This is a genomic window from Methylorubrum sp. Q1, assembly GCF_004683995.1.
GTDB lineage: Bacteria > Pseudomonadota > Alphaproteobacteria > Rhizobiales > Beijerinckiaceae > Methylobacterium.
The window spans coordinates 62,755-83,193 of the sequence record NZ_SRHQ01000016.1; the positions used below are offsets into that span (position 1 = coordinate 62,755).

Annotated in this window: 17 protein-coding genes; 14 read left to right on the top strand and 3 right to left on the bottom strand. The window is 69.5% G+C overall.

Going from position 1 to position 20,439, the window contains the following annotated elements; genetic code table 11:
* Positions 1–196: 196 nt before the first annotated feature.
* From E4V01_RS16150 to E4V01_RS16215, 14 genes are all read left to right on the top strand, one after another.
* Positions 197–1,390, top strand: a complete 1,194-nt coding sequence (locus tag E4V01_RS16150) for an inositol-3-phosphate synthase (protein ID WP_060770113.1) — start codon at positions 197–199, stop codon at positions 1,388–1,390.
* Between the two features lie 12 nt (positions 1,391–1,402).
* Positions 1,403–2,323, top strand: coding sequence for a hypothetical protein (locus tag E4V01_RS16155; RefSeq protein WP_193763214.1), 921 nt, complete (start codon positions 1,403–1,405; stop codon positions 2,321–2,323).
* Positions 2,324–2,354: 31 nt separating this feature from the next.
* Positions 2,355–3,536 (top strand): bifunctional 2-polyprenyl-6-hydroxyphenol methylase/3-demethylubiquinol 3-O-methyltransferase UbiG, encoded by a 1,182-nt coding sequence (locus tag E4V01_RS16160; protein WP_135299046.1) that lies wholly within the window; start codon positions 2,355–2,357, stop codon positions 3,534–3,536.
* Complete coding sequence (locus tag E4V01_RS16165) at positions 3,536–4,564, top strand: Gfo/Idh/MocA family protein (RefSeq protein ID WP_135299047.1); 1,029 nt, start codon at positions 3,536–3,538, stop codon at positions 4,562–4,564. Before E4V01_RS16160 ends, E4V01_RS16165 begins: the two co-directional genes overlap by 1 nt.
* Positions 4,565–4,696: 132 nt before the next feature.
* Positions 4,697–6,316, top strand: a complete 1,620-nt coding sequence (locus tag E4V01_RS16170; RefSeq protein WP_135299048.1) for a YcaO-like family protein — start codon at positions 4,697–4,699, stop codon at positions 6,314–6,316.
* A complete protein-coding gene (locus tag E4V01_RS16175; RefSeq protein WP_135299049.1) occupies positions 6,313–7,206 on the top strand; it encodes a sugar phosphate isomerase/epimerase in 894 nt (297 codons plus the stop codon). The genes E4V01_RS16170 and E4V01_RS16175 overlap by 4 nt, the downstream gene beginning before the upstream one ends.
* A complete protein-coding gene (locus E4V01_RS16180; protein WP_135299050.1) occupies positions 7,203–8,441 on the top strand; it encodes a glycosyltransferase family 4 protein in 1,239 nt (412 codons plus the stop codon). The genes E4V01_RS16175 and E4V01_RS16180 overlap by 4 nt, the downstream gene beginning before the upstream one ends.
* Entirely contained in the window at positions 8,438–9,199 is a 762-nt protein-coding gene (locus tag E4V01_RS16185) for a PIG-L deacetylase family protein (protein ID WP_060770120.1), read from the top strand. Before E4V01_RS16180 ends, E4V01_RS16185 begins: the two co-directional genes overlap by 4 nt.
* A complete protein-coding gene (locus E4V01_RS16190) occupies positions 9,183–9,809 on the top strand; it encodes a uracil-DNA glycosylase (RefSeq protein WP_135299051.1) in 627 nt (208 codons plus the stop codon). Before E4V01_RS16185 ends, E4V01_RS16190 begins: the two co-directional genes overlap by 17 nt.
* A gap of 211 nt (positions 9,810–10,020) precedes the next feature.
* Positions 10,021–11,052: a lysylphosphatidylglycerol synthase domain-containing protein gene (locus tag E4V01_RS16195; RefSeq protein WP_060770122.1), complete on the top strand. Its 1,032-nt coding sequence runs from the start codon at positions 10,021–10,023 to the stop codon at positions 11,050–11,052.
* A 23-nt stretch (positions 11,053–11,075) separates the two neighbouring features.
* Complete coding sequence (locus E4V01_RS16200) at positions 11,076–12,368, top strand: ATP-binding protein (protein WP_060770123.1); 1,293 nt, start codon at positions 11,076–11,078, stop codon at positions 12,366–12,368.
* 200 nt (positions 12,369–12,568) lie between these two features.
* On the top strand, positions 12,569–15,067 hold the full coding sequence (locus E4V01_RS16205; protein ID WP_135299052.1) for a heavy metal translocating P-type ATPase: 2,499 nt from the start codon (positions 12,569–12,571) through the stop codon (positions 15,065–15,067).
* Positions 15,064–15,528 carry a Cu(I)-responsive transcriptional regulator gene (gene cueR / locus E4V01_RS16210; RefSeq protein ID WP_135299053.1) on the top strand — a complete coding sequence of 155 codons (465 nt, stop codon included), beginning with the start codon at positions 15,064–15,066 and terminating at the stop codon, positions 15,526–15,528. Before E4V01_RS16205 ends, cueR begins: the two co-directional genes overlap by 4 nt.
* 86 nt (positions 15,529–15,614) lie before the next feature.
* A complete protein-coding gene (locus E4V01_RS16215; protein ID WP_135299054.1) occupies positions 15,615–16,781 on the top strand; it encodes a M20 aminoacylase family protein in 1,167 nt (388 codons plus the stop codon).
* Positions 16,782–16,877: 96 nt separating this feature from the next.
* On the opposite strand, the gene E4V01_RS16220 is transcribed toward E4V01_RS16215, so the two are convergent.
* From E4V01_RS16220 to rbfA, 3 genes are all read right to left on the bottom strand, one after another.
* A complete protein-coding gene (locus tag E4V01_RS16220) occupies positions 16,878–18,557 on the bottom strand; it encodes a methyl-accepting chemotaxis protein (RefSeq protein ID WP_135299055.1) in 1,680 nt (559 codons plus the stop codon).
* Between the two features lie 162 nt (positions 18,558–18,719).
* Positions 18,720–19,745 carry a tRNA pseudouridine(55) synthase TruB gene (truB, locus tag E4V01_RS16225; protein WP_135299056.1) on the bottom strand — a complete coding sequence of 342 codons (1,026 nt, stop codon included), beginning with the start codon at positions 19,743–19,745 and terminating at the stop codon, positions 18,720–18,722.
* A 208-nt stretch (positions 19,746–19,953) separates the two neighbouring features.
* On the bottom strand, positions 19,954–20,391 hold the full coding sequence (rbfA, locus tag E4V01_RS16230; RefSeq protein ID WP_060770129.1) for a 30S ribosome-binding factor RbfA: 438 nt from the start codon (positions 20,389–20,391) through the stop codon (positions 19,954–19,956).
* Positions 20,392–20,439 lie beyond the last annotated feature (48 nt).

Genomic DNA, 20,439 nt, shown 5'->3' on the forward strand with positions numbered 1-20,439 from the left:
AATGCAGCGTTAAGCCATTGTGTTTACGATATTTTAACCAAAAGATGCGGTCCCGGCGCAATCCGGCCTGCGGCAAAGATGGCAGGGTCGGCACCGGAACGCACCGGGTTGGTCACAGTTGTCATGGGCCGCGCGGCCTCCCGTTAGGGTTCATCCCAAGGCGTCAGCGCCACCACAACAGAAAGATCGAGTTCCCATGGGCATTCAGACCGGTCGACGCGTCGGAGTGGCGTTCGTTGGCATGGGCGGTGCAGTCGCGACGACAGCCATCGCCGGCATCGAAACCATCAAATCGGGTTCGAACCGTCTGGATGGCCTTCCGCTCGCAGGTGTGTCCGTCGCCGGGATGGCCGATTACAAGGATCTCGTCTTCGGCGGCTGGGATCTGAACGGCGACGACCTCGCTTCTGCCGCCACCGGCCACGGTGTGTTGACCCGCGAGGATATCGAGAGCGGCGCCCAGGCACTCAAGGGCATCACGCCCTGGCCGGCGGTCGGTTCGGCCAAGTTCTGCAAGAACATCGACGGCGGCAACCGCATCGTCGCCAAGGACCATCGTGAGACCGTCTCGGTCATCGCCAACGACCTCAACCGCTTCCGCAAGGAAAGCAACCTCGACGACGTGGTGGTGATCAACCTCGCCTCGACCGAGCGCTGGCCCGATCTTTCCGTCCCGGTTCTCAACTCGGCCGAAGCCTTCGAGAAGGGGCTCGATTCGAGCGACGAATCGATCTCGCCGGCGATGCTCTATGCCTATGCGGCGATCAAGAGCGGCGTTCCCTACGCGAATTTCACCCCCTCCATCGCCGCCGACGTGCCGGCCCTGATGGAACTCGCCCGCGAGCTGAACGTCCCGGTCGCCGGCAAGGACGGCAAGACCGGCCAGACCATGATGAAAACGGTGCTGGCGCCGGCCCTGAAGGCCCGCCAGCTTCACGTCGATGGCTGGTTCTCGACCAACATCCTCGGCAACCGCGACGGCTTGGCCCTCAACGATCCGAACTCGCTGCAATCGAAGCTCAACACCAAGGGCACGGTGCTCGACTCGATCCTCGGCTACCCGGTCGAGGATCACCTCGTGCACATCCACTATTACCGCCCGCGCGGCGACGACAAGGAAGCCTGGGACAACATCGACGTCACCGGCTTCATGGGCCAGCGCATGCAGATCAAGGTCAACTTCCTCTGCAAGGACTCGATCCTGGCCGCACCGCTGGTGATCGAAATCGCCCGCGTGCTGGATCTCGCCAAGTCCCGCGGTGACGGCGGCGTGCAGGAGCAGCTCTCGACCTTCTTCAAGGCGCCGATGGTGAAGAACGGCCACGGTCCGGAGCACGATTTCGGCAAGCAGCAGCGCATGCTGTTCGACTGGCTCGGCGCGCAGCAGTAAGGCTCCGAGCGCGTGACGAGTTTTTCGGAAACCGGACCGGCAGCCCCCGTCGCCGTGCGGGAGCTGCTGGTCGAACTCGGCGATCTCAAGCGCGTCCGCTCGGCGGGACGTTCGGGCTCGATTGCCGAGCGTCTCTTCGCTCAAGGGTGGTCGGCGCTCACCGGCGGCGCCCCGCCGGAGACCATCGCGCTCGACATCACGGCCAAGGCACTGGCCGCCGCGCGGCTCTGCGACCTTGATGCCGCGTTCCTCGCGACCGCCGGGCTCGATGAGGCGCAGGCCTCCGCCGTGCTCGTCGCGGGGCTCGATGCGGTTTCGGAATCGGTCGATGCCGGGTTGCGGGATCGGCTGCGGGCCTGCCTGCGCGAGCCCGCCGCTCTGTCGGCCGGGCCCATGCCTGGCTTCGTCGGCGCCCTGGCGCAGCAGCCACGCGCGGGGGTGACCTGCCCCGGCAAGCCGCGCATCCTGCTCGAACCGCCCGAGAACCACGCCGAGCATTGCCTCGTCGTGGCGGTCTACGGTGTGTTGCTCAGCCCTTTCTACCGGGCCGATCCGACAACCGTGTTCCTGGCAGCGATGGCACACCACTTCCACAATGCGGCAATGCCCGATGCCGGCTTCACCGGCGAGATGCTGCTCGGCGACCATCTCTGGCCGATCGTCGGGCGCTGCTCCGAATGGGCCTTGGAGGAACTTGAGCCGCCGCTGCGGGAGACGGTTCGCGCCGCTCGCCTCGTCCTCGCGGATGATGCCACGGCGGAGGGCCGCGCCTTCCACGCCGCCGATTCCATCGACCGGGTTCTGCAGATCGCCCAGCACCTCCGGGCCGCCTCGCTGACGATGGATACGGTGCTGGGTGAAATGGAACTGGTCCATGCCGGGCCGGTCAAGGCTTTCCAGGATCGCGTTCTGACCGATATGCGCATCCCGTGACATCCCGCGCTGTCCGGCAGAATCCAGGCTCATGATCCCCTTCGATCTCCTTTCGCCGGAGACCGGCCACAGGCTGAAGGCCGACGGCGCGCATGCTCTGCGCGACGCCGAAACCGGAGCCCGCTGGCCCGTCATCGACGGCATTCCCTATCTTCGCACCGGCCGCGGCAGCCTCGTCGCGACCGCCCTCGATCATCTCGACGCCGATCGGCGGGAGGACGCTCTCGTCCTCCTGCTGGCCGATCAGGACGATTGGTGGACCGGTCCGCCGGCCGACCCGGAGGCGTTGCGCCGGCTGGTGCGGGAGCGCGCGAGCGCCACCCTGCGACAGGCGGTGGATTGGCTCGGCTGGGGCCGTGTCGGCGACTATTTCGTCAACCGCTGGACCGACCCGACCTTCCTGGCGGGCCTGAGCCTGCTGGAGGCGCACTGGAACGATCCGGTCTGCGCGTTCGAGCTTGCCTGCGGCATCGGCCACTACCTGCGCGAACTGAAGCGCCGCGGCGTGAAGGTCGCAGGTGCGGACGTGGTTTTCGCCAAGCTCTGGGTCGCCCGGCACTGGGTGGTCGGCGAGAAGGCGCAACTCGTCTGTTTCGACGCGTCCTCGCCGCATTGGCCGATCCCCGAGGCGCCGGTCGACCTCGTGATCTGCAACGACGCCTTCTACTTCCTCGACGACAAGCCGGGCATCCTGTCCTGCCTGCGGCAGACAGCCGGGGAGGAGGGCTGGCTTGCCCTCAGCCACATCCACAACAGCGGGCGGCCTGGCTTCTCGGCCGGCAAGGCGATCTCGGCGGCCGAAATCGAGGAGCTGTTCCCGGACGGGCTCGTCTATGACGACGCCGAACTGACCCGCGCCCTGGTCGAGGCCCGCGCACCGCAGCCCCGCGAGCCGCGCGACCTTCGGAGCTGCGAAGCGTTCTCGGTCGTGGCCGGGCCCGGAATGCGTCCGGCGCCCCGGGCAATCGTCGATGGCATCACGCTGCCGCCGGCGGACGCGGCGCTTCACCTGAATCCGCTCTATAAGCCCGACGAGGGCGGCTTCGCCATTCGCTGGCCGTCGGAGCGCTACGAGGCCGAGTACGCCTCACAGGCGACCTATCCGCTGCATTCGGACGGCCCGGAGGCCATCGACTGGAACGGCAAGCCCAACACATCGGACGCAGCGCGGGTACGCCGCCGCGAATACGTCGATCTGCCGGAGCGCTGGTGATGGTGGGAAGCGTCGGCTGGGGCATCGTCGGCTATGGCTGGGTCGCCCGCGACTACATGGCGCCCGGCATCCGCGCCGCGGGGCACCGCCTGATCGCCGTCGCCGATCCCGGCGCGACGTCGCGCGCGGCGGCGGAAGCCGAGGGTGCGCGGGCGCATGCCGACCTCGCCGGATTGATCGCCGAACCCGAGGTCGAGGCGGTCTATGTCGCCACGCCGAACCATCTTCATCGCGGCGCCGTCGAAGCGCTCTGTGCCTCCGGCAAGGCGGTTCTGTGCGAGAAGCCGATGGCCGCCGCCCTCGCCGATGCCGAGGTGATGGCGGCAGCGGTGCGCAAGTCCGGCGCCTTCTACGGCACCGCCTTCGACCAGCGCCATCATCCCGGCCACCGCGCCATGCGCGACCTCATCCGCGCGGGACGGCTCGGCACGGTGACGGCGATCCGCATCGTCTATGCCTGCTGGCTCGACCGGGCCTGGGCATCGTTCCGGGGCCAGGACAATTGGCGCATCGATCCGGCCCAGGCGGGCGGCGGCGCGCTGATCGACCTCGCGCCCCACGGGATCGACCTCGTGGATTTCCTGCTCGGCGAGCCGATCGCCGAGATCGCGGCCATGACCCAGGCCCGCGCGCAGGACTACGCCGTCGATGACGGCGCCCTGCTGATCGGCCGAACCGGCTCGGGCGCGCTCGCCCAGCTCAACGTCGCCTACAACTGCCCCGACGCCCTGCCGCGCCGACGGCTGGAGGTGGTCGGCACAAGCGGGATGCTGACCGCGACCGACACGATGGGCCAGACCGCAGGCGGCAGCGTCACCTTCACGAACGGTGCGGATGGCCGGGTCGAAGACATCGCCTTCGACAAGACGGCCTCGCCCTTCCTCGAACAGGTGCGCGCCTTCGGCCGCGCCCTGCGCGAACGGGACGAGCGCGCCGCCTGGGACGCCGAGCGCGACCTGCACACCATGCGCCTGATCGCCCGCGCCTACGCGGCGGCGGGCAAACCGGCGGGCCGCGACGCGGCCTGACGACGATAGTTTGGAGCAGACCGTACGATCCCACCCTCGCCCTCATCTCCGAGGTGCGCAGCGAAGCGCGGCATCTCAGGATGAGGTTCAGGGTTGGAGACGGGACGGTCAGCCGCTGCTGATGGAACGGACATGACTGCGACCGACGCCCTCGACCGGGACGACCGCGCCCACCACCCGAATCTCGCGGCGCCGCGCCCCTATCGTCGTGGCGCCCCGCGCCGAACCGAGGGGCTGCCCGCGCGGCTGCCCGATGTCGTGAAGGCCTATCTCGACGTTCTGCCGGAGGGCCGGGTCGTCGGCTTCAATCTGGCCGGGCTCGACCGCACCGGCATCCCGGTCTGGTTCGTCGCGCTCTTTCTCGATGACCCGTTCTATGTCGGCGCCATGCCCTCCGGCATCGGTTACGGCGCCACCGACGACGAGGCCCTGATCGGCGCGGTGGCCGAGATCGCCGAGAACCTCATGCCATCCGTTGCCCTGCTGCCGCGCAAGGGCGACAACCAAGCGGCCGTCTCCTACGCCGACCTCTCACGCGTCTACGGCGCATCCTCCGTCGCCGACCCGCTGACGCTGTGTCTGCCCGCTGGCTCGTCCGTCGGCCGCGATACCCCGCTCGACTGGACCAAGGCGGTCCGCGCCCGCACCGGCGAGTCGGTGTGGATGCCGCTCGATATCGCCGCGACCGATTACTTCGAGCTGCGCGAGGGCTATCAGCCCTTCACCAACCTCATCACCAACGGTCTCGGTGCCGGACCGGACGTGGCGTTTGCGGTGGGTCACGGCCTGCTCGAACTGCTCCAGCGCGACGGCAACGGCCTGCTGTTCCGGGCCCTCGACCAAGGCGTGATGCTCGACCTCGACGGAATCGGCCCCGAGACGCGCGGCATGCTCGATAGGCTAGAGAGCCTCGGCATCCGCGCGCTGCCGAAATTCGCCACCGACCAGTTCGGGCTCACCAACCTCTACGTCGTCGGCTACGATGTGGACCCGGCCCGGACGCCCGCGCCGATCGCGCTCTCGGCCTGCGGCGAGGCCTGCGATCCCGACCGCGAGCGGGCTTTGCGCAAGGCGCTCCTCGAATTCCAGGCGGCGCGCGTCCGGAAGACCTTCGGCCACGGGCCGCTGGCGCTCGCCGACACGGTGGCTCCGCCCGGCTATGTCGAATCCTTCATCCAGAAGGCGTTGCCGAGCCTCGATCTGGAGGAGAGCCGCGCGCTTCAGGCCATGCTCGCATGGCTCGACCTCTCTTCGGCCGAGCTGCGTCAGGTTTTGAGCAACACGGTCTATTCCGAGCGCAGCACCAAGGCGTTTTCCGACCTGCCGACGACACCGGCCCCGGATGGTCACGCCCGCGGAAAGATCGCCCGCGACCGCCTGGAGGAGGCGGGCTTCGATGTGCTCTACGTCGATTGCACGCCGCCTGGCGGCGGGATCGGCGTGGTCAAGGCGATCGTGCCGGGGCTCGAAGTCGAGACCATGAGCTACTACCGGATCGGCGAGCGCAACGCGCGGAAGCTGATCGAGCGCGATCACCCTCTGATCCGCTTCGGCACACCGACCGACACGCTGCTGCCCGTCCGCCTGACGCCGGAGGCGATCGAGCGCCTCGGCGGCCAGCCGCTCTTCGACACGGCTTTGGCCGAGCAGATCGTCGGCTCGCATTATCCGCTCTACCGCGAGCCGGAATCGCACCACGCGCCGTTCCGCTACGAGCGCCAGGGCCGCCGGGCCGCGCGGAGGCCTGCATGAGCCTTCGCTTCGCCTACAACACCAACGGCACTGCCAACCACCGCATCGAGGATGCGATCCGCCTCATCAAGGATGCGGGCTACGACGGCGTCGCGCTCACCCTCGACATCCACCATCTCGACCCGTTCGCCGAGAATTGGGTGATCGAGGCCGATCGCATCGCCAGCATTCTGAACCGGCTCGAACTCGGTTCGGTGATCGAGACCGGCGCCCGCTTCCTGCTCGACCCGACCGCCAAGCACGAGCCGACGCTCGTCACCGCCGACGCTTCGGGCCGGGCCCGGCGCGTCGGTTTCCTCAAGCGGGCGATCGAGATCGGACGGATCCTGAACTCCGAGGCCGTCTCGTTCTGGGCCGGCGTGCCGAAGGCGGGCGTGGATCACGGCGAAGCGCGGGGATGGCTGATCGACGGCCTGCGCGGGGTCTGCGACTTCGCCGCCGAGAAGGGCGTCGTCGCAGCCCTCGAACCCGAGCCCGGCATGCTGATCGAGACGCTCGACGACTTTGCCGCGATTGATCTGCCGGGCCTGTCGCTCGCCCTCGATACCGGTCACTGCCTCGTGACGGGGGAACGCGATCCGGCCGCGGCCGTGCACGAATTCGCCCCACGCCTCGGCACCGTGGCGATCGAGGACATGAAGCGGGGCGAGCACATCCACCTGCCCTTCGGCGAGGGTGACATGGATGTCCCCGCCGTTCTGGACGCGCTCGACGCGATCGGGTTCGGGAAGCTGGTCTGCGTGGAGCTCTCGCGCGAGTCGCACCGGGCCGACGTGATGGTCGGCCAATCCCTCGATTATCTCCGCACCTGCCGCCGTCCCGGTCCCGGACTTCCGATGCCGGACACCACACCGCGCGAATCCGCGATGCCCGGGCTGCCCACGTCATGAGAATCTGTTTCGTCAGCCGCCGCTACTTTCCGGCGATCTCCGGCATGAGCGTCTACGCGCAGAACCTCCTGCGCGAGGTGGCGGGGGCCGGCCACGACGTGACGATGATCTCGCAATATCGCGGCGACGAATTCGGCACGCGCGTCTATGGCGGCGGTCCGCCGCCCGCCGTGCCCGGCGTCCACGTCATCGGCCTCGAACAGAATGGCGAGCAGGAGGGGGGCGATTTCGAGCGCGACATCGATACGATCGTCGCGACGATCTGCGCCGAGCACGCCAGGAAGCCGTTCGACGTTCTGCACGCGCAATACGGCTACCCGACCGGCTGGGCGGTGTTGCTCGCGGGCAAGCGGCTCGGCGTGCCGACGATCGTCTCGATCCAGGGCGGCGACGGCCACTGGGTCGGCTCCTGCTGCGAGACGCATCGCCGTGCGATGGTCGAGGTGCTGGCCCATGCCAACGCGCTGCTGATCGGCGGGCAATCCTTCCTTGGGGAAGTCTGCGACCGGCTCGGCTCAGATCCGGCCCGCTTCACCATCGTCCCCGGCGCCGTCAATACAGCCCGCTTCACCCCCGGACCACGCTTTCAGGCCGAGCGCGAGGACGAGGAGCCGGTGCGGCTGCTCTACCATGGCCGGGTCGACCGCCGGAAAGGCGTGCTCGACTTCCTCGACGCCCTGGAGCGGCTTTGGGAGGCCGGCGTGCCGTTCGATGCGACGATCTCCGGCATCGGACCGGATGTCGAGTCTGCCCGCGCGAAAGCGGACGCCATCGGTTTCACCTCGGCACAGGTCCGCTTCACCGGCTACGCCGACTACGACACGGTGCCGGACCTCTACCGCGAGGCCGACGTCTTCGTTTCGCCGACCTATGCGGAGGGATTCTCGAACACGATTCTGGAGGCGATGGCCGCTGGGCTCGCGGTGGTTTCGACCCACTCCGTCGGCGTCTCGGATTGCCTGCGGGACGACGAGAACGGCCTGCTGGTGAATCCCGGCGATGTGCGGGCGCTCACCGCCGCCCTTCGGCGGGTTCTGGAAGACGACGATCTGCGCCAGCGTCTCGCCGAGGCCGGATTGGAGGAGTGCCGCCGGGTCTATTCCTGGACCGCCGTCGGCCGGCAGATCATGGACGTCTATGCGCAGGTCGCCGGGGAGCGTCCTCACACGGATGTCCCGGACACGCTGCCGATCGACGCCGAATGCCGCTTCCGCAAGGAGCCGCACCTGCTGTGACGCGCACCGCACTCGCCATCTCGCCGCATCTCGACGATGCAGTCTTCTCGGCCGGCGGCACGCTGGCGCGACTCGCCGCGCAGGGCTGGCAGGTCGTCATGGCGACGATCTTCACGGCATCGGTGAGAGACCCGCGCGGCTTCGCCCTCGCGTGCCAACTCGACAAGGGGTTGGCGCCGGAGGTCGATTACATGGCCCTGCGCCGCGAGGAGGATCGCGCGGCGGCCCGTGCGCTCGGCCTCGATGAGCCGGTCCACCTGCCGTTCCGGGAGGCGCCGCATCGCGGCTACGCATCGGCGCCGGAATTGTTCGCCGAGCTTGCCCCCGACGACCGGATCGGCGCCAACCTCGCCGACGCGTTCGAGCGACTGGTGGCCGATACCGGGCCGGACCTGATCCTCGCGCCTCAGGCCGTCGGCGGCCATGTCGATCACGTGCAGGTCGTGCGCGCCTTCCGCGCCGCGCAGCCGCCCCTGCCGGTACTGTGGTGGCGTGACTTTCCCTACACGGTGCGCAGCACCGAGCCGAAAGAGCCGCTGCGGGCGATCTTCGAGCATTGGCCCGAACAGGTCGTGCGCCTCGATTCCGATGCCGAGCACCGCAAGGCGCAAGCCTGCGCCGCCTACGGCTCGCAGATCGGCTTCCAGTTCGGCGGACTGGAGGGATTGCGTACGCGCCTCGCCGCCGAGAACGGCGTCGAACGCTTCCGCTTGCAGGGCCGGGTGCCGCCGGATCTGCGCGATGCCGGCTTCGCCTGACGCGCCCAAGAGCCTGCGCGAACCCGCCCTTCTCGAGGAGCGCCGGGCGATGGCCGACGCGCCGCATATCCGGCCGCTGCGCGTCTTCGCCCGCATGATCGCCGCCGAGCGCGGCGCGGCCGTACCCGATCCCGATCCGCTCGACGGCGGTGTGGAGGCGCGGCTGCTCCTGCTGCTCGAGACACCGGGCCCCTCGATCGGCCGCACCGGCTTCGTCTCCCGCGACAACCCGACCGGTACCGCCGCCAACCTGTTCCGCTTCCTGGCCGAGGCCGGGATCGCGCGGCGGGACACGCTGATCTGGAACGCGGTACCCTGGGTGATCCACGCGCCCGGCGCGCTCAACCGCGCGCCCCGCCGATCGGAAGCGAGCGCCGCCGCGCCATACTTCGCGCCGCTCCTTGCTCTGCTGCCGCGGCTCGCCGTGGTCGTCCCGGCCGGGCGCTTCGCGCGCGAGGCCTCGGCGCCGCTCTCTGCCCTGCGCCCGTCGCTGCCGGTGGTGGCGATTCCCCATCCGAGCCCGACCTATGTCTGCACCGCGCCCTCCGTGCGCGAGCGCATCCTGGCGGGCTTGGCAGAGGCGGCCGCGCATCTCGCTGCGGCGCCGTGACCGTCCGGATGCCGCGATTTCAGCCGCATTCCCGGTGCAGGGCATCCCCGTGCCGGCGGCCCTTCGCTGGCCTTTGGCGGTCGAAGCCCCTAAATGCCGCGGGGGCGGTTCGGGATCGACACCGCCCGGGACGACCCGCGCCGGATACACCCTGCGGTCGACCAGCGGAGGCGGATACCGTTCTCACATGAAACCTGCCGGGAAGCACAGGATGGTCACGGAGGCCGAGCCGGCCGACGCGGACCGAGAGGCTGATGCCGGATCGAAGCACGCGTCGAAGCGCGGGCGCTATGCCTGGATCGGCACGATCGCCAGCCTCATCCTCATCGTCGCCTCGCTCGGCGTACTGTGGAAGCTCTCGGCAGAGATCAGTTGGGCCGCGCTGCAGGCGGCCTTCACCGCGGTGGCCGCGACACAGCTCAGCGAAGCCTTCCTGTTCGTGGCGGTCAGCTACCTGTTCCTGACCTGCTACGACGCGCTCGCCCTGCGCCAGCTCCGGATCAAGCTGCCTTACCGCATTACGGCGCTCGCCTCCTTCACGAGCTACGCCGTGAGTTTCACCCTCGGCTTCCCGCTCATCACCGCGGCGACGATCCGCTACTGGATCTACTCGAAGCGCGGGTTGTCGGCGGCCAAGATCGCCGCGCTCACGGTGATCGCCGGCTTCACCTTCTGGCTCGGCATGGGCGTGGTGCTCGGCTTCAGCCTCATCATCGAGGCGGGCCAGCTTGCGAGCCTCACCTTCAAGAGCATCGGCGTCAACACCACCGCGCGCCTCAATCAGATCCTCGGCTTCGGCACGCTCGGGCTCGTGCTCGGCTATCTCGCCTGGGTCTCGGTGAAGCGGCGCTACATCAAGGTGCGCCACTGGCAGCTCGAATTGCCGGGCGCCACGGTGTCGTTCAGCCAGATGGTGGTCGGCATCGGCGATGTCTGCGCGGCGGCCGCCGTGCTCTACATGCTGATGCCCGAGGGCATGAACCTCCCCTTCACGACCTTCCTGGCGATCTACGTGCTGGCCGCCATGCTCGGCATCGCCTCCAACGCGCCGGGCGGCATCGGCGTGTTCGAAGCGACGATCCTGCTCGCCCTGTCCTACCTGCCGCGCGAGTCGGTGCTCGGCTCGCTGCTGCTGTTCCGGGTTTGCTACTACCTCGTTCCCTTCGCTCTCGCTTTGGTGATGCTCGGCATCTACGAGGGGATGCAGCGGCTGCGGCGTCGGGCGCCCGCGAACGACCCGTGATCCGGCCGGTTCTCTAGCCCTGCATGTCGAGCAATCCGGCCCGCCCCCTATGGCTCGGCGTCACCCTGGCCGTGGCCGTGATTGTTTTCGCGGAAGCGGTCGGCGGCACGGTCGACACGGCCCTGATCGTCTCCGCCAGCCTTGCCCTCCTCATCGGCGGGCTCCTCGGGCGCCGCGGGCAGGGGCCGGTTCTCCAGCAGTCCGAGGTGGGCCCGCCGCGCCGCCACACCATCGCCGAGGCGCTGCTGGCGAACATTCCCGATCCCGTCATCCTGGTCGATCGCCGGGTGGTGGTGATGGAGGCCAACCCAGCCGCCCGGCGGCTCCTGCCGGGGCTCAAGCTCCGCCATCCGCTCTCCTTCTCCCTGCGCGCGCCCGACGTGCTCGATGGCATCGAGGAAGTGCTGCGCACCGGCTCGGCCGTCCGGACCGAGTACGCGACCCGCGTGCCGACCGAGCGCGCCTTCGAGGTGCAGATCGGTGCCCTGCCGATGTCCGACATGCCCGGCGGTGGCGAGGCCAACGTGGTGCTGTTCCTGCGTGACCTCACCGAGGCGCGTCGCCTCGAGGCGATGCGGGTCGATTTCGTCGCCAATGCCAGCCACGAACTGCGCACGCCGCTCGCCGCCCTTCTCGGCTTCATCGAAACTCTTCAGGGCCCCGCCCGAGACGACGCCCGCGCCCGCGAGCAGTTCCTCGGTATCATGCGTAGCCAGGCCCAACGCATGACCGGGCTGATCGACGACCTGCTCTCGCTCTCCCGCATCGAGCTGCACGAGCACGTCGTGCCGACCCGGATGGTCGATCTCGGGCGCATCGCCCGCCGGATGGTCGACATGCAGGCGCCGCTCGCCCTCAAGCGCGGCGTCGCGTTGAGCGTCGAGCGGCCCGACATCCCGCTCCCGGTCCTCGGGGATCGCGACGAGTTGCTGCGCGTCATCGAGAACCTCGTCGAGAACGCGGTGAAGTATGGCGGCAGCGGTGGCGTGGTGGTCGTGTCGCTCCACCGCGTCGAGGGGGTGGACGAGTGCGGGGCCCGGATCGAGCTGCGGGTGCGCGACGAGGGGCCGGGCATCGCGGCCGAGCATATCCCGCGGCTGACCGAGCGCTTCTACCGCGTCGATACGGCGTCGAGCCGGCAGCAGGGCGGAACCGGTCTCGGGCTCGCCATCGTCAAGCACACGCTCAAGCGCCACCGGGGCAAGCTCATCATCGAGAGCGAACCCGGGCATGGCACCACAGTGCGGGTGAGCCTGCCGGAGCATCGACCCGACACCAAGGGAGCGATGCCGGACGAGGTGCCCGTACGGGATTAGGGGATGATCCTAGGGGAACGGTGCACACTCGGCCCCGTTTGCCGGAAAGACTCGTTTGATGCCGTTGCGGCAGCGCGGACATCGACCGACGCGAGACGTGCCGAAAGATGCGGGGAGGCCAAGGTGCTTTCCGTGCCCTGAACGCCTGAAACGCCCCGCCCCTTGACCTTCCCATGATGGGAAGGCCCATCTGAGGTGGCATGGAACCGATCCTTGAATCCCACACCATGCCGCTCGCGCCCCCCGGTGCCGAGCGGCCGTCCCGCCTGACCCTGCCGGTCGACGGCATGAGCTGCGCCTCCTGCGTCGGACGCGTCGAGCGGTCGCTCCGCGCGCTGTCCGGCGTGACCGATGTCGCGGTCAACCTCGCCACCGGCCGCGCCAGCCTAGCCCTGCCGGATGCCATGCCACCCTCGCGGGCGGTCGAGGCAATCCGCGACGCCGGTTACGACGTGCCGGAATCCGTCACCGCCGTCTCCGTCGAGGGGATGAGCTGCGCCTCCTGTGTCGGACGCGTGGAGCGCGCCCTCATGGCGCTTCCCGGTGCTGTCTCGGCGAGGGTGAACCTCGCCACGGGCCGGGCGGAATTGCACCACGCCGCCGGCACCGTCGCCCTGAGTGATGTCGAGGCGGCGGTGCGGCAGGCCGGCTACGAGCCGCGTGCGCTCGGAGCCGCAGCCGATGTCGCGCACGCGGATCGGCAGGAGCGGGAGGCGGCCGCACTCCGCCGCGACCTGATCGTCGCCGCCGTGCTGTCGGCCCCCGTCGTCGTCCTCGACATGGGGAGCCATCTGCTGCCGGGCTTCCACCATGCCGTGACCGGCCTTCTCGGCGCAGGCGGCTTCGCCTGGATGCAGGCGGTGCTCGCGACCCTGGTGCTGGCCGGTCCCGGCCGGCGCTTCTTCCGGCTCGGCCTGCCGAACCTGCTGCGCGGCCATCCCGACATGAACGCCCTCGTCGCCCTCGGCGCCGGAGCGGCCTACCTCTTTTCCCTGGTCTCGACCGCCGCGCCGTGGTCGCTGCCGGACGGGTCGGCGCATCTCTATTTCGAGGCGAGCGTCCTCATCGTCACGCTGATCCTGCTCGGCCGCACCCTGGAGGCCCGCGCCAAGGGCCGGGCCGGCGCGGCGATCGCGCGTCTGATCGACCTCTCGCCCAAGACGGCGCGGCTTGTGGAAGGCGCGACCGAGCGCGAGGTGCCGGCCGCCGACCTCAAGATCGGCGACCGGGTGCGCGTGCGCCCCGGCGAGCGCGTGCCGGCGGACGGCCTCGTCGCGTCGGGCTCCTCCTTCGTCGATGAGAGCATGATCACCGGCGAGCCGGTGCCGGTGGAGAAGGGCAGCGGCGCCCGAGTCGTCGGCGGCACCCTCAACACCACCGGCAGCTTCGACTTCACGGTGGACCGCACCGGTGCCGACACCGCGCTGGCGCGGATCGTGCGGATGGTCGAGGAGGCGCAAGGCGGTAAGCTGCCGATCCAGGCGCTGGTGGACCGGGTCACCCTGTGGTTCGTGCCCGCCGTGATCGCCATCGCCGTGCTGACCTTCCTCGCTTGGCTCGTCTTAGGGCCTTCGCCGGCGCTCGGTCATGCCCTGGTCGCGGGGATCTCCGTGCTCATCATCGCCTGCCCCTGCGCCATGGGGCTGGCGACGCCGGTCTCGATCATGGTCGGTACCGGCCGAGCGGCGGAACGGGGCGTGCTGTTCCGTCAGGGCGCCGCGCTGCAGGCGCTGCGGGACGCCCGCGTCATCGCCCTCGACAAGACCGGCACGCTGACCGAGGGTCGTCCGCGCCTGACCGATCTCGTCACCGCGCCCGGCTTCTCCCGAGCGAGCGTGCTGGCGCTTGCAGGCGCCGTCGAGGCCCGCTCCGAGCATCCGGTCGCCCGCGCCATCGCCGCGGCGGCGCGGGACGCCGGGGCACTGCCCGAGGCCGAAGCGTTCGAGGCGGTGCCGGGCCACGGCGTCTCGGCCCTGGTCGAGGCACGGGCGGTGGCGCTCGGCAACCGCCGCTACATGGAACGGCTCGGCGTGACGACCGGGGCGCTCGAAAGCGAGGCGGCCCGTCTCGCTCAAGAGGGAAAGAGCCCGATCTTCGCCGCCGTGGATGGCCGGCTCGCGGCGCTCGTTGCGGTGGCCGATCCGGTCAAGCCGGAGGCGCGCGCGGCCCTCGATGCCCTGCGCGCCCGCGGCCTCACCGTGGCGATGCTGACGGGGGATGCCCGCGTCACCGCCGAGGCGGTCGCCCGGTCGCTCGGCATCACCGAAGTCGAGGCCGAGGTGCTGCCCGAGGGCAAGGTCGCGGCCCTGCGCCGCTTGCGCGAGGCCCACGGTCCGGTCGCCTTCGTCGGCGACGGCATCAACGACGCGCCCGCTCTGGCGGAGGCCGATATCGGCATCGCCATCGGCACCGGCACCGACATCGCGGTGGAGAGTGCCGACTTGGTGCTGATGTCCGGTGCGCTCACCGGGCTGGTCGAGGCCGTGGTCCTGTCGCGGGCGACGCTCGCGAACATTCGCCAGAACCTTTTCTGGGCGTTTGCCTACAACGCGGCGCTGATCCCCGTCGCCGCCGGCGTGCTGACGATTGTCGGCGGTCCGCAGCTCTCGCCGGTCCTGGCGGCCGGGGCGATGGCGCTCTCCAGCGTCTTCGTCGTCGGCAACGCGCTGCGCCTCAAGCGGGCAGGAGGCACCCCATGAGCACGCCCTCCGTCACTATCGGCGAGGCGGCCCGTGCGACCGGCGTTTCGGCCAAGATGATCCGCTACTACGAGGAGACGGGCCTGCTCGGTCCCGCAGGACGGACCGCCGGCGGCTACCGCGTGTATAGCGAGGCCGACCTGCACGCGCTCCGCTTCGTGCGCCGCGCCCGCGACCTCGGATTCTCGATGCGGGAGATCGCCGACCTGCTCGCACTCTGGCACGACCGCTCCCGAGCCAGCGGCGCCGTGAAGGCGGTGGCGCTCGGCCATGTCGCCGACCTGCGCCGCCGCATCGGCGAATTGGAGGCGATGGCCCGCACCCTCGAACATCTTGCCGAACGCTGTTGCGGCGACGACCGGCCGGACTGCCCGATCCTCGACGATCTGGCGGGAGGCGAGGGGGCCGCTTCCACGGAGGCCGGCGCGGCACGATTGCAACGAGTACGAAGGCAAGGGTGATCGCTTTCGGACGATCTCCCTCAGGCTTGGCCGTTGACCCCGTGTTGGCCTTCTGCTTGCTGGAACCCTCCGAAAAGGTTGGATCCATGCCCGTCATCGACCGCATCGCCGATCTCTCGGACGAGATCACTGCCTGGCGGCACGATCTCCATGCCCATCCGGAGCTTCAGTACGACGTTCACCGCACCGCCGGTTTCGTGGCGGACAAGCTGCGCGCCTTCGGCTGCGACGAGGTCGTCACCGGCATCGGGCGCACCGGCGTCGTCGGGGTGATCCGCGGGCGCGCGCATGGCTCCAACCGCGCGATCGGCCTGCGCGCCGACATGGACGCCTTGCCGATCCAGGAGATCCGCGACCTTCCCTACCGCTCGACCGTGCCGGGCAAGATGCACGCCTGCGGCCATGATGGGCACACCGCCATGCTGCTCGGCGCCGCGAAATACCTCGCCGAGACCCGCGAATTCGACGGCCGCGCGGTACTGATCTTCCAGCCGGCCGAGGAGGGCGGCGGCGGCGGCGAGGCGATGGTGCAGGACGGGATGATGGAGCGCTTCGGCGTCGAATCGGTCTACGGCCTGCACAACATCCCCGGCCAGCCGCTCGGAACCTTCGCGATCCGTCCCGGCCCGATCATGGCCTCCACCGACCGTTTCACGATTCTGATCGAGGGCAGGGGCGGGCACGCGGCCCTGCCGCAGGCGGCGGTCGATACGGTGCTGGTCGGGAGCCACATCGTCGTCGCCCTGCAATCCATCGTCGCCCGCAACATCGATCCGCTCGACTCAGGCGTCGTCTCCGTCTGCGCGGTCGATGCGGGCGAGGCCTTCAACGTGCTACCGCAGACGGCGGAACTGCGCGGCACGATGCGGGCGCTGACGCCGGCCGTACGCGACCTGATGCGCGAAAGGCTCGCCACGATTGCGGAGAATGTCGCCGTGGCCTTCGGCGCGCGGGCAAGCGTCGACTTCGCCAGCGGCTACCCGGCGACCGAGAACCACCCGGCCGAGACCGACTTCATGGCCGATGTCGCCGCGCAGATCGTGGGCGAGGATCATGTGGAGCGGGACGTGGCGCCGATGATGGCGGCCGAGGATTTCTCCTACATGCTGGCCCACCGGCCCGGCGCCTACATCTTCATGGGCAACGGGCCCTCCGCCGGCCTCCATCACCCGGAATACGACTTCAGCGACGCCGCCATCCCCTACGGTGCCTCGCTCTGGGCGCGGATCATCGAGACGGGTCTGCCCGCCTGAGAGCGGCCAGTGCGAGAGCGGAGTGTTCTGTGATCGATGGGGCCGCGGCCCATCCCGTGATCGCGTATCCTGCGGGGTCTCAACGGAGTGGACGCCTCAGGCGGCATGCACCCGTTCCAGGAACGTCCCGATTGCGACGTGCAGCGTCGCGCTGCCATCACCGACCCGCTCGGCACCGGAGCGGACTTCGTCGGACCGCTCCTCGTTGGATGCGGCCGCAGCCCGAACTTCCGCGATGCTCAGCGACACCGTCCGGGCATCCGCTGCGGCCCCGGCAATGGCACGCGCGATGTCGTGGCTGGCTTGCCCCTGCTGCTCGGCTGCCGTCGCGACCTCGGCGGCGATGAGGCTGAGCTGCGCGATCGTTTGCCCGATCTCCCCGATGGCGCCGCTCGTGCCGCCCGCCGCCTGCTGGATCGCTGCGATCTGGGCGGCGATGCGGTCGGTCGCCGTGGCGGTCTGACCGGCCAGGGCCTTCACCTCGCCGGCCACCACCGCGAAGCCGCGACCGGCCTCGCCCGCACGGGCGGCTTCGATCGTGGCGTTCAGGGCCAGAAGATTGGTCTGTTCGGCGACCGTGCGAATCAGCGTGACCACCGCGCCGACTTCGTCCGCCGCGCGCGACAAGGATGCCACCGTCGTCTCCAGCCCGCGGGTATCGGTGAGCGCTGTCTCGGCGATGCGGCTCGCGTGGCGGACGCGCTCGCCGATGCTCCGGGCCGAACCCGAAAGTTCTTCGGCGGCGCCCGCGATGCTGTCCACCACGCCCGCCGACTGATCCGAGGCCGCCGCAACCTCCGCCGCGCGAAGGGTCGTATCGCCCGCGGTCTCGCGGAGGCGATCCGCGGCGGCGCGCATCGCGTGCGCCGAGCCGGTGAGACCGGCCACCGCCCGCCGGGTCTCGTTCTCGAAGTCCTGCGTCGCCGCGGCGAGGCGTGCGCCACGGGCTCCATCCTGCGACAGTCGCTCGCGAGCCTCACCGTCGAGCCGGCGCTTCTCGATCAGTGCCGCCTGAAACCGGGCGATGGTGCCGGCCATCTCGCCGACTTCGTCGCGGCGCGCGATGAACGGCACCGTCTCGTCAAGCCGATCGTCGGCGAGCGCCTGCATGGTCGCTTTCAGCCGGTGCAGCGGGCGCTGGATCTGCGTTCGGATGATCCAGACGGCGGCGAGCAACGCCAGGATGAGCGCTGCGGCCGGCGCGGCGATGAGCGTGATGAAGGCCTTGCGCTGCGCTTGCGCCGCCGCGTCCCGCTGTCCGTCGAGGCGCGCGAGCACGTCGCGGCCCAGCGCCGAGATCGCCGCCACCATGCGTTCGCGGTTCTTCACCGTCGCCTCGTCGCTCGCCTGGATCAGGGCGGCGCGCGGCGACACCGCGAGACCAAGTTCGGCCGTCTCGGTCTGATAGGCGACGAACTCCTTCACCGCGAGGTCGAGCCGGCGCCGCTCCTCCGGCGGCAGATGCCCTTCCATAGCGGACAGGAACGGCCCGCGCGCTGCCTCCACGTCACCGAGCGCCGTCTGAAGCGCGGAGAGCCGCTCCTTGGCCCCCTCGGTGTCGGAGGCGGTGTAGACGGCGGTGGCCTGGACCACGGCGTGCTCGATGGCTTGGGCCAGACCTCGGGCCTGGAGCCCGGCATTCCAGAACGATTCGGTGAGGGCGGCGCGGGCCTGTTCCTGCGACGCCTGCCGCAGCGCGAAGGCCGAGATGCCCGCTCCGACGAGGCCGAGGAGCCCGACGACCATCGCCAGTTTGAAGCCCAGAGTTACGCGCATGGAAAAGCCCGCCGATCCATAGAGTCGACGGGCTTTTATGGAGAGTGTGTTTGCTCCAAGGTTAAATAGAGCCGGCTATTCTCGATTGAATCCGAAGAATAGCCCGTAAGCATTTTCTTTTGATGTAAATCGCTCGACGGAACGTACGAGAGGAACGATCCTTCAGTTTCTCGGCGCCGCCGTTCCGCCGAGGTGAAACACGCGATGCGGCACCAACTCGCCGCGCTCGACATCGCCGACGGCGACGAGCACGCCGCCGCAGGTCGCGTAGGCCTTGCCGCCGATCGGCGCGTCCTGCCCGCGCAGAATCACCGGCTGACCCCGCATCAGGCGAAGCCCCATGTCGCGGCTGACAGCGACCGCGGGAACCTCGTCCAAAGCCGTTTCGACCGCGTGGAGGTGCATCTCGGTGCTCTCTTCGAGGGTGGCGATGCTACAGGCGGCCGCCTCTTCGAAGGGGCCGACGCGGGTGCGCCGCAGGGCCGAGACGTGACCGTAGCAGCCAAGCACCCGACCGAGATCGCGGGCCAGCGCACGAACATAGGTGCCCTTGCCGCATTCCGCAGCGATCAAGGTGCGGTCGCCGTGGTGCTCGATCACCGAGAGGTGGTCGATGCGCACGGAGCGGGCCACCAGTTCCACCACCTCGCCGTCACGGGCAAGGTCGTAGGCGCGCTCGCCCTGAATCTTGATCGCGGAGTAGCGCGGCGGCACCTGTTCGATCTCGCCGACGAAGGCGGGCAGAGCCGCCTCGAGCGCCTCGCGGGTCGGACGGACGTCGGAGGTCTCGACCGGGCGACCTTCGGCGTCGTCGGTGTCGGTCTCGACACCCCAGGTCACCTCGAAGCGGTAGGCCTTCCGGCCGTCCATGACGAACGGCACGGTCTTCGTTGCCTCGCCGAGCGCGATCGGCAGGATGCCCGACGCCAGCGGATCGAGCGTGCCAGCATGGCCCGCCTTCTTGGCGTTGAACAGGCGCTTCACCACCGCCACAGCCTGGGTCGAGGTGATGCCGACACCCTTGTCGAGCACCACCCAGCCGCTCACGTCGTTCTTCTTCGGCCGGTCATGGCGCGGACGGCCGCGCTGAGGGCGGCGTCCGCCCCGAGGCGGTCCGTCCCGGCGCACGTCGCCCCGCGGCTCCTGCGGCGCTTCGCCGGCGCGTTCGGAAGAAATGTCGTCTTGCATCCTGTCCTCGATCGACGGGTTTTCTACAGCATCGTCCCGAAAGGTGGCCACCGGCTCTCGGATGAAGACGATGCAAAAACAAAAGCGGAGAGAATCGTCCTGGATCCGCTATCCAGGACGAGGCTCTTGAGCGGCTCAGCCCATCAAGGGGCCATCACGCGGCCCGCTGGGCGTTGGGGCGGAGCAACGGCAGCCGCCCGGATGGAGATCAATCGCGCGAGGGCGAATCCGGTTCGCCCTCGTCGTCCTCGCGAGGTGCACTTTCCAGATCCCGCTGGACCTTCTCGCTCCGCAGGAGCTGGTCGATCCGGGCCGCCTCGTCGAAGGTTTCATCGCGCCGGAAGCGCAAATCGGGCGCGAATTTCAGATTCACCCGCCGGGCGACTTCCTGGCGGAGGATCTTCTTGTGACGCTCGAGCGCGGCGATCACCGGGGCCTCGTCCTGACCACCGAGCGGCATGACGTAGGCGGTGGCCAATTTGAGGTCCGGCGACATCCGAACCTCGGGAACGGTGACGACATGCGAGCCGAGCACCGGATCCTGAATGTCACCACGCTGCAGCACTTCGGCCAGAGCGTGGCGGATGAGTTCGGCCACGCGCTGCTGACGCTGCGTGGGACCGGAGGGAGTCTGCTTTTGGGCCATCGGCTGATCGACGTCGCTGAACCATCAGGCGGGTGCCTGGAAACAAAG